This is a genomic window from Citrobacter sp. (genome assembly GCF_050252275.1).
GTDB lineage: Bacteria > Pseudomonadota > Gammaproteobacteria > Enterobacterales > Enterobacteriaceae > Citrobacter_A > Citrobacter_A amalonaticus.
Genome location: NZ_JBFWLF010000246.1, coordinates 1 through 6,903, shown reverse-complemented (window position 1 = coordinate 6,903; position 6,903 = coordinate 1). Strand labels below are relative to the sequence as shown.

The 6,903-nt window shown below is 54.7% G+C and carries 6 protein-coding genes and 1 pseudogene; 4 read left to right on the top strand and 3 right to left on the bottom strand.

The window, feature by feature from the left end:
- The first annotated feature begins 16 nt into the window (after nucleotides 1-16).
- The 4 genes from sgrR to thiQ all read left to right on the top strand — a co-directional run bounded on the left by sgrR (nucleotide 17) and on the right by thiQ (nucleotide 5,209).
- Nucleotides 17-1,672: an HTH-type transcriptional regulator SgrR gene (gene sgrR / locus AB7E14_RS18090; RefSeq protein WP_316962681.1), complete on the top strand. Its 1,656-nt coding sequence runs from the start codon at nucleotides 17-19 to the stop codon at nucleotides 1,670-1,672.
- A gap of 285 nt (nucleotides 1,673-1,957) precedes the next feature.
- Nucleotides 1,958-2,941: a thiamine ABC transporter substrate binding subunit gene (gene thiB / locus AB7E14_RS18085; RefSeq protein ID WP_428169754.1), complete on the top strand. Its 984-nt coding sequence runs from the start codon at nucleotides 1,958-1,960 to the stop codon at nucleotides 2,939-2,941.
- Nucleotides 2,917-4,527 carry a thiamine/thiamine pyrophosphate ABC transporter permease ThiP gene (gene thiP, locus AB7E14_RS18080; RefSeq protein ID WP_316962680.1) on the top strand — a complete coding sequence of 537 codons (1,611 nt, stop codon included), beginning with the start codon at nucleotides 2,917-2,919 and terminating at the stop codon, nucleotides 4,525-4,527. Before thiB ends, thiP begins: the two co-directional genes overlap by 25 nt.
- Entirely contained in the window at nucleotides 4,511-5,209 is a 699-nt protein-coding gene (gene thiQ, locus AB7E14_RS18075) for a thiamine ABC transporter ATP-binding protein ThiQ (protein ID WP_316962679.1), read from the top strand. The genes thiP and thiQ overlap by 17 nt, the downstream gene beginning before the upstream one ends.
- Nucleotides 5,210-5,249: 40 nt before the next feature.
- On the opposite strand, the gene AB7E14_RS18070 is transcribed toward thiQ, so the two are convergent.
- From AB7E14_RS18070 to AB7E14_RS18060, 3 genes and pseudogenes are all read right to left on the bottom strand, one after another.
- On the bottom strand, nucleotides 5,250-6,017 hold the full coding sequence (locus AB7E14_RS18070) for a DedA family protein (RefSeq protein WP_042997957.1): 768 nt from the start codon (nucleotides 6,015-6,017) through the stop codon (nucleotides 5,250-5,252).
- Between the two features lie 164 nt (nucleotides 6,018-6,181).
- Entirely contained in the window at nucleotides 6,182-6,604 is a 423-nt protein-coding gene (locus AB7E14_RS18065; protein ID WP_046401625.1) for a hypothetical protein, read from the bottom strand.
- A gap of 2 nt (nucleotides 6,605-6,606) precedes the next feature.
- Nucleotides 6,607-6,903, bottom strand: a pseudogene (locus AB7E14_RS18060) (hypothetical protein); the annotation flags it as partial.

The following is a 6,903-nucleotide window of genomic DNA, read 5'->3' as shown; positions in this document are numbered from 1 at the left end:
ATCTAGTTCCCCTTTTATGTCTTCTGGCCGTCTGCAACAACAGTTCATCCGCTTGTGGCAATGCTGCGACGGCAAAACACAGGACACCACGCTCAACGAACTGGCGGATCTGCTGAGCTGCTCGCGCCGTCATATGCGCACGCTGCTCAATACCATGCAGGAGCGCGGCTGGCTGACGTGGGAGGCGGAAGTGGGACGCGGAAAACGTTCACGCTTAACCTTCCTGTATACCGGACTGGCGCTCCAGCAACAGCGCGCGGAAGATCTGCTGGAGCAAGATCGCATCGATCAGCTGGTGCAACTGGTCGGCGACAAAACGGCCGTGCGGCAGATGCTGGTTTCCCATCTGGGCCGCAGCTTCCGTCAGGGCCGTCACATCCTGCGCGTACTTTACTATCGTCCCATGCAAAATCTGCTGCCCGGCAGCGCACTGCGTCGCTCAGAAACCCACATTGCCCGCCAAATCTTCAGCGCCCTGACCCGCGTAAATGAGGAAAATGGGGAACTGGAAGCCGACATAGCCCACCACTGGCAGCAAATCTCCCCCCTGCACTGGCGCTTTTTCCTGCGTCCGGGGATCCATTTTCACCACGGTCGTGAACTGGAAATGGACGATGTGGTGTCGTCACTGACACGCATTAACGTCTTACCGCTCTATTCGCACATCAGCGAGATCGTTTCACCCACGCCCTGGACGCTGGACATTAATCTTTCGCAACCCGATCGCTGGCTCCCGTGGCTGCTGGGCCAGGTCCCGGCGATGATCCTGCCGCGCGAATGGGAAACCCTGAGCAATTTTTCCAGCCATCCGATTGGCACCGGCCCATACGCGGTGATACGGAATACACGTAATCAACTGAAAATTCATGCATTTGATGATTTCTTCGGTTATCGGGCCCTGATTGATGAAGTGAACGTCTGGGTTCTGCCGGATATCGGCGACGAGCCAAACGGCGGCCTGACGCTGAAAGGTCCCACGGAAGATGAGAAGGCTATCGAAAGCCGCCTGGAAGAGGGGTGCTATTACCTGTTGTTCGACGCTCGCACTCATCGCGGCGCCAATCAGGAGGTTCGGGAGTGGGTCAGTCGCGTACTGTCACCAAGTAACCTGCTTTACTATGCCGATGAACAGTATCAACGTCACTGGTTCCCGGCCTATGGCTTACTGCCCCGCTGGCATCACGCGCGACCGGGTCACGGCGAGAAACCTGCCGGGCTGGAGACGCTCACGCTGACCTATTATCACGAACACATCGAACACCAGGTGATTGCACAGATCATGAGTCAGCTTCTGGCTGAACATCAGGTGAAGCTAGAGATTCAGGAGATCGACTACGATCAATGGCATGCCGGGGAAATTGAAAGCGACATCTGGCTTAACAGCGCCAACTTCACCCTGCCGCTCGACTTCTCTTTGTTCGCGCATCTGTGTGAAGTCCCGCTGTTACAGCACTGCATTCCGCTGGACTGGGAAGCCGACGCCGCGCGCTGGCGCACCGGCGAAATGAATCTGGCCATGTGGTGTCAGCAATTGCTTGCCAGCAAAGCCATTGTCCCGCTGATCCACCACTGGCTGATTATTCAGGGCCAGCGCAGTATGCGCGGCCTGCGCATGAACACCCTCGGCTGGTTCGACTTTAAATCTGCGTGGTTTGCGCCGCCGGATCCATGATTGCCGCAACGCGGCAAAATCACTACACTAACGCCGTTCTCAACGGGGTGCTAATAAACATACACAAAATCATTCAAGCTGCAGCAAGGCGGCAAGCGAGTGAATCCCAAGGAGCATAGAACACTATGTGACTGGGGTGAGCGGACGCAGCCAACACAGAGGCTGCTTGAATGATGAAGCGTATGGGCTGAGATAATACCCGTCGAACCTGATCCGGATAACGCCGGCGAAGGGATTTGAGGCTACTGCTCAAAATCCTTTGCCACCCATCTTTTGAGGTGCAAAGTGTTGAAAAAATGTCTTCCCCTTTTACTCCTGTGCGCAGCGCCTGCCTTCGCAAAACCGGTTCTCACCGTCTACACCTACGACTCGTTCGCCGCAGACTGGGGCCCTGGCCCGGCGGTGAAAAAAGCCTTTGAAGCCGACTGCAACTGTGAACTGAAGCTGGTGGCGCTGGAAGATGGCGTGTCGTTACTTAATCGCCTGCGAATGGAAGGGAAAAACAGCAAGGCCGACGTGGTGCTGGGACTGGATAACAACCTGCTGGAAGCGGCGACGCAAACCCAATTGTTCGCGAAAAGCGGTGTCGCCAGCGAGGCGGTCAATGTTCCAGGCGGCTGGAAGAATGACACCTTCGTCCCGTTTGATTACGGCTACTTCGCTTTCGTATATGACAAAAACAAACTGAAAAACCCACCGAAAAGCCTGAAGGAGCTGGTCGAGAGCGATCAGAAATGGCGGGTGATTTATCAGGATCCGCGCACCAGTACGCCAGGACTTGGGCTGATGCTGTGGATGCAGAAAGTGTATGGCGATAAAACGCCGCAAGCGTGGCAGAAGCTGGCGGCCAAAACCGTCACTGTCACCAAAGGCTGGAGCGAAGCTTATGGCCTGTTCCTGAAAGGTGAAAGCGATCTGGTGCTGAGCTACACCACCTCTCCGGCGTATCACATCATCGAAGAGAAAAATGAGAACTACGTGGCGGCCAACTTTAGCGAAGGCCATTACCTGCAGGTGGAGGTCGCCGCGCGTACTGCAGCCAGTAAGCAGCCTGAGCTGGCAGAAAAGTTCCTCAAATTCATGGTGTCACCCGCGTTCCAGAATGCTATCCCGACCGGCAACTGGATGTATCCGGTGGCAAATGTCACCCTGCCTGCCGGATTCGAACAACTGACTAAACCCGCAACGACCCTGGAATTCACGTCAGCGGAAGTGGCGGCACAACGCCAGGCATGGATTAGCGAATGGCAACGCGCCGTCAGCCGTTAATTGCCGGCTGGCTGATCCCAGGCCTTTGTGCCGCCACGTTGATGGTGACGGTAGCGCTGGCCGCGTTTCTGGCATTGTGGTTCAACGCGCCGCAGGCGGCGTGGTCCTCGCTGTGGCAGGACAGCTACCTGTGGCACGTGGTGCGTTTTTCCTTCTGGCAGGCCTTCCTGTCGGCGGTGCTTTCTGTTGTTCCAGCCATCTTCCTTGCCCGTGCACTCTACCGACGCCGTTTTCCGGGGCGTCTGGCCCTGCTGCGCCTGTGCGCCATGACGCTGATCCTCCCGGTGCTGGTTGCGGTGTTTGGTATTCTCAGCGTCTATGGACGCCAGGGGTGGCTGGCTTCGCTCTGGCACGTGCTTGGACTGGAGTGGACCTTCTCGCCTTACGGGTTGCAGGGCATCCTGCTGGCTCACATCTTTTTTAATCTGCCGATGGCAAGCCGTCTGTTGTTACAGTCACTGGAGAATATCCCTGGCGAGCAGCGTCAGCTTGCCGCCCAACTGGGTATCCGCGGCTGGCAGTTCTTCCGCTTTGTCGAATGGCCATGGCTGCGTCGCCAAATCCCACCGGTCGCTGCGCTGATTTTTATGCTCTGTTTTGCCAGTTTCGCCACCGTGCTGTCGCTGGGCGGCGGACCGCAGGCGACCACCATTGAGCTGGCGATTTATCAGGCGCTGAATTTCGACTACGATCCTGCCCGTGCCGCCATGCTGGCGCTGATCCAGATGGTGTGCTGTCTGGCGCTGGTGCTCCTCAGTCAGCGATTGAGTAAAGCTATCGCTCCCGGCACCACCCTGGTTCAGGGATGGCGCGATCCGGACGATCGGCTGCACAGCCGTTTAACCGATGCCCTGCTGATCGTCCTCGCGCTGCTGCTGTTGCTTCCACCGTTGTTGGCGGTGATGGTCGACGGGGTGAATCGCCATCTGCTGGACGTGCTCGCGCAGCCCATTTTGTGGCAGGCGGTGTGGACTTCGCTACGTATTGCGCTGGCAGCGGGTCTGCTGTGCGTGATCCTGACGATAATGCTGCTGTGGAGCAGCCGCGAACTGCGCGCCCGTCAGCAGTTGTTGGCAGGACAAGCGCTGGAGCTAAGCGGGATGCTTATTCTGGCGATGCCAGGCATTGTGCTGGCCACCGGCTTCTTCCTGTTGCTCAATAACAGCATCGGCCTGCCGGAGTCCGCTGACGGCATCGTGATTTTCACCAATGCGCTGATGGCCATTCCCTACGCGTTGAAAGTGCTGGAAAACCCGATGCGCGATATTACCGCCCGCTACACCATGCTGTGTCAGTCGCTGGGGATTGAAGGCTGGCAGCGGCTAAAAGTGGTAGAACTGCGGGCATTGAAGCGTCCGCTGGCGCAGGCGCTGGCCTTTGCCTGTGTGCTGTCTATCGGCGATTTTGGCGTGGTGACGCTGTTCGGCAACGATGATTTCCGCACCCTGCCGTTTTATCTGTATCAGCAAATTGGCTCTTATCGCAGTCAGGACGGTGCCGTCACTGCGCTCTTATTGCTGATCCTGTGCTTTATTTTATTTACCGTTATTGAGACGTTACCGGGGCGAAATGCTAAAACTGACTGACATCACCTGGCTTTATCATCATCTGCCCATGCGCTTTACGCTGTCCGTGGCACGCGGTGAACAGGTGGCGATTCTGGGGCCGAGCGGCGCAGGGAAAAGCACGTTGCTGAGTCTGATTGCCGGTTTTCTCAAACCAGCCCGCGGCACCCTGTTGATCGAAGGGGAAGACCACACCACCACGCCGCCATCACGTCGTCCGGTTTCGATGTTGTTTCAGGAGAACAATCTGTTCAGCCATCTAAACGTTGAGCAAAACATCGGTCTGGGGTTGGATCCAGGACTGAAATTAAGCGCCGAACAGAAAGAGAAGCGCCTGCATATCGCGCAACAAATGGGGATCGAGACGCTGATGGCCCGCCTGCCCGGAGAGCTTTCCGGCGGTCAACGCCAGCGTGTGGCACTGGCGCGCTGTCTGGTGCGCGAACAGCCGATCCTGCTGCTTGACGAGCCCTTTTCAGCCCTCGATCCCGCGCTACGCCAGGAGATGCTGGCCCTGGTAAGCGATATCTGCCATGCCCGGCAACTGACGCTACTGATGGTGTCGCACAGTGTCGAAGATGCGGCGCGCATCGCCCCGCGCTCAGTGGTCGTGGCCGACGGTCGCATCGCGTGGCAGGGCGAAACGGATGAGTTGCTGAGCGGTAAAGCCAGCGCCTCAGCGCTGTTGGGGATTAAAAAATAATGGATTGCCGGATGGCGCTTACGCTTATCCGGCAGGAATATCAGTAGCCCACCACTTTTTGCAGAATATCAAGATACATCGGCATCAGCGGGTGGCGCAGCAACGTCACCAGCGCAACAATCCCCATCCCCAACACGATCGGCGCCAGCCAGAGCAGACGTCTTTTTGGCAGGTAATGCGTTAAGCGATCCGTCGCGGCTTTTCCACTACGCCACAGGCGCCAGCACAGCCAGCCACCGAACCACAGCAGGATGGCTGTCGCCAGCAGCAGCCACTTAAACTCGCCACTTTGCATACCCGCCGGAATATCAATTGCCGCACCAGCCAGAATCCCCGGCAGAAAATAAAATGGCGGCCAGAGCAGGCAGCCAATAATGTTGGGCGTGATGAATTTCGCCACCGGCAGATCGAGCATTCCGGCGACCATCGGCACCAGCGGGCGCGTTGGACCAACAAAGCGTCCCACCAGAATCGTGAACATACTGTGCTGATGCAGTGCGTGCTCGGTTTTATCGAGCAGCGCTTTGTTCTTTTTCATGAACGACCAGCGGTGCAGCGGTTTTTTGAAACGCCAGCCCAGCCAGAACGAGATCCAGTCGCCAAGCAGACAGCCGATAATTCCCGCCAGCCATGCATGCCAGAAGTTGAGTTCCCCGCTGCCTATCAGGGCGCCCAGCCCGGCCATCAATACCGTTCCCGGTAAAATCAACCCCACCAGCGCCAGCGATTCCAGGAAGGCCACCAGCGCCACAGCAATCAAAGCATACATGGCGGACTGGAGAATAAAGTGTTCCAGCAATGCTTGCATAATGCGTCCGTCAGTTTTACGAAACAGGGATTCTGCAAACCCATCCCTGCGACGTCAAGCGACCAATCATCTGAATAGTTACAGGTTATGACATCTTCACGGGCACATCATTCACTTTTTCTTCACAACCGCACGACGGCATGCTGTAAGGCCAGGCATTTGAGTCATCTCACGGTTTCGTAGTATTCCAGTTCAAGGGCATCCCTTTTTTGGTGTACACAATACCGTTGGTAGTTATCAGCGTAATCACGCTGATCGTGATACACCCACAAACAATTATATTTCACAGAAGGACTTAATTGCTGCAAAAAATCTAATAAACATGTTTTTTTAGCAATAATATCATTAATATTGCTCCACTTTATGACAACATAGGTATGTTGATCATCCAGGTCATAATAATGTTCATATTCAACTTCTTTTGATAGTTGTGGTACCTTTTTCAGAATATCAGGGGTATATAACCAGTAAGAAATAATGTCATCACGTCTGTAATGATGATCCCCTGACATCAGAGCAAAACAACCAAAGAAGACGATAAAAGGGAACAGAAGCAATGACAATAATAGTAAAATCCATTTTTTCATGTTCACCATTGCCTCTGTGGTGAGTGAGAGTGAAGAAGAAAAAAAAGTGGACGTTCAAAGGGAGAGTCAGCATAATTTGTCGTATCAGATACTGACACTGAACCATAAAGCTCATGGTTTATCCTGTCTTTGTTCTTAAAAAAACCATTGACAGGACTATTATGAAACTGATTATATAATACACTGGGAAATGAACCATCCAGAGGTTTTATATAACTTAACCATTCTGGAAGAAGTTTTTTGATAGGTTCACCATATTTAAATGGTGATATCGTCGAAAATAGTTTGGGCGAAAACTC

What these genes read in the sequence shown, in the direction of transcription:
- sgrR (WP_316962681.1), top strand. Translation starts at nt 17, where the DNA reads ATGTCTTCTGGCCGTCTGCAACAACAGTTCATCCGCTTGTGGCAATGC.
- thiQ (WP_316962679.1), top strand. Translation starts at nt 4,511, where the DNA reads ATGCTAAAACTGACTGACATCACCTGGCTTTATCATCATCTGCCCATG.
- thiP (WP_316962680.1), top strand. Translation starts at nt 2,917, where the DNA reads ATGGCAACGCGCCGTCAGCCGTTAATTGCCGGCTGGCTGATCCCAGGC.
- AB7E14_RS18070 (WP_042997957.1), bottom strand. Translation starts at nt 6,017, where the DNA reads ATGCAAGCATTGCTGGAACACTTTATTCTCCAGTCCGCCATGTATGCT.
- AB7E14_RS18065 (WP_046401625.1), bottom strand. Translation starts at nt 6,604, where the DNA reads ATGAAAAAATGGATTTTACTATTATTGTCATTGCTTCTGTTCCCTTTT.